This is a genomic window from Streptomyces sp. NRRL S-920, assembly GCF_000717945.1.
GTDB classification, from domain to species: Bacteria; Actinomycetota; Actinomycetes; order Streptomycetales; family Streptomycetaceae; genus Streptomyces; species Streptomyces alboniger.
Genome location: NZ_JODF01000127.1, coordinates 1 through 2,344 on the forward strand (window position 1 = coordinate 1; position 2,344 = coordinate 2,344).

The following is a 2,344-nucleotide window of genomic DNA, read 5'->3' on the forward strand; positions in this document are numbered from 1 at the left end:
TTTCAAGTGGACCCGGACCCCTAAATAAGGCAGAATTAGTGATGTCGGAAGGGGATGGCAGCCCCGGACGACGAACCCCGAACCTTCAACACCAGGGAGCGACCGTGACAACCGATCAGGTCGAGAACATGCCGGTGGACAACCGGTACCGGTCCGTAACGCTCACCTTCGCCGGAGACGGCGAGTGCTCCGCGTGCGGACACGAGGAAGCCCCGCTGTACTCCGGGGACGAAGTCGCCCGCGTGTGCCCCGTGTGCGTGGCCGCGACCTTCCCGCCGCCGCCGTGGGAGGGCGACTGCCCGCCCGAGAAGGCGGATGTCGTGATCACTCACACCCGCGCCGACGGCACCCTTCTGGAGGGCTCGCGCAAGGGAGACGGGATCTTTGAGGCGATCCGCCCGCACGGGTGGCGGTTCTTCCCTTCGCTCGGATGCCTGGGTCTCTACCACTCCCGGGACAGGTCGGCGGACCGGTACAAGATCGACCCGGCGGCGAAGGCAATTCGTGAACTGGGCTTCACCGTGTGTGTCGTGGTCAACGAGGACGAGCGCCGCGCGTTCGCGGACGCCGAGGCCAACCGCGAGGAGCGGGCCGAGAGCCGGGCCGAACGGTTCGAGGACCGGGCCAGCCGTGCAACCGCATCGTCCGATGCGTCTTACCAGCGGTCGAAGCAGATCAGCGAGCGCTTCTATATGGGGCAGCCGATCTTGGTCGGGCACCACAGCGAGGGACGTGCCCGGCGGGACCATGCCCGGATGGACAACGCCATGCGCAAGTCCATCCAGGAGGGCGAGCGCGCCAAGCACTGGGCCCAGCGGGCGGAGGCGTCCGGCGCGTACACGGAACACCGGACGAACCCGGCCCGGACCCTGCGCCGGATCGAGACCAAGGAAGCGGACTTGCGCGGGGTCATCCGCTGGCAGCGGGGGGAGTCCAACAACGGCTATGCCGTGCGGCTCTCGCCGGCCGTCGTGGTCGAGCTCTCGCGGCGGCGCGACGAGCTCACCGAGGAAGTCGGTTACTGGCGGTCGATCGTGGCCAAGGCGGAGGCCGAGGGGTTCAAGGTGTGGACGGCCGACGACTTCACCAAGGGCGATTTCGTGCGCTCGCGTGGATCGTGGTACGAGGTGCTGCGGGTCAACAAGAAGACGCTCACGGTCGCGTGGAACCTCCGCCTTGCTCCGAAGACGGTCATGACCGCCGCAGATGCGACGTTCGAGGACGGGCGCGTCGGCAGGCAGCCGGTGGACTACTCCGACGTCAAGACGCGCATGAGCGCCGGGGACATGGCGCGCTATCTGGAGCGTGACCGTACGCCGAGCATCGCCGACGCCAAGGCACTCATGGACGGCGTGACCGCCAGCAGCACCGGGGACCAGGACCAGGCCCCGGCAGAGGTAGAGGGGTCCGCCGACATCCCCGAGCGCCTGAGGGACCTGCTGGCCGAGGGCGAGCAGATGCTGAAGCTGCCCGAACGCGAGTGGAGTTTCACCAGCGCGTGCGGGCGGGTGTACCGGGTGCGGGTGGTCACCGGGCGGGAGGTCACGGACCTGCGTTTTGAGGTTCGCACCGTCAACGCGAGCGGTACGGCCGTCGGTGTGGGCAAGGACTGGACCGGCGCGCTGGAGGTGATCCGGGAGCACGCCGCGGCGGCCGGTGAGCACGAGGGCAAGCAGTGCCCGCGCTGCGGCCGGACGTGGGGCAAGGGGTTCGGGAGCCCGGAAGCCCCGGCCACCTGCACCCCGGGCCACTGGTCATACTGCGACCGCGCCGCCGTGCCGGTGGAGCAGGACGCCCCCAAGGACGCCCCGGCCAAGCCGAAGGCGAAGAAGCGCACGAGCGGGCCGAAGATGGTCATCGTCACCGCCGCCTACGGGTCGAGGCAGGCCCGCATGGTCTACGCGAACGGCCGGGGCACCGTGCGCGAGGACATCCCGGCCGTCTTCATCGACGCGCCCGAGGGCGTGAAGTTCAACGAGGGCCCCGCCTCCGCCGCCGTCTGGCAGGGGGTGGACGAGGTCCTGGAGAAGGCCGGGTTCGTGCGACTCGGCAGCCGGTCCGGAATCCGCTGCGGGGAAGTCCGCGCCAAGATCACCGAACGGGAGGACACGGAGCCGGTCGCGGCTGCATCCGCGCCGCAGAGCCCGGCGAGCTGAGCACCCGCCGGGAAGCCCGGCGCCGCCCCCCTCGGTCACGCGAGGCGGGGTGGCGCCGCCGCGGCGGTAGCGGACGCCCCTGGCGGGGCGGCGGTGTTGGTGGCCCGGTGCGTGCTCGCCGGCCCCGGCCTCCTTCGTCGGCCGGTGCCGTCGGCACCGGGCCGTGGACGCGCCTGGCGGCGCGGCAC

At 70.8% G+C, this 2,344-nt stretch carries 1 protein-coding gene; it reads left to right on the forward strand.

Going from position 1 to position 2,344, the window contains the following annotated elements; genetic code table 11:
- Window positions 1-104: 104 nt before the first annotated feature.
- A complete protein-coding gene (locus tag IG54_RS39600; protein WP_051820483.1) occupies window positions 105-2,156 on the forward strand; it encodes a DUF3560 domain-containing protein in 2,052 nt (683 codons plus the stop codon).
- Window positions 2,157-2,344 lie beyond the last annotated feature (188 nt).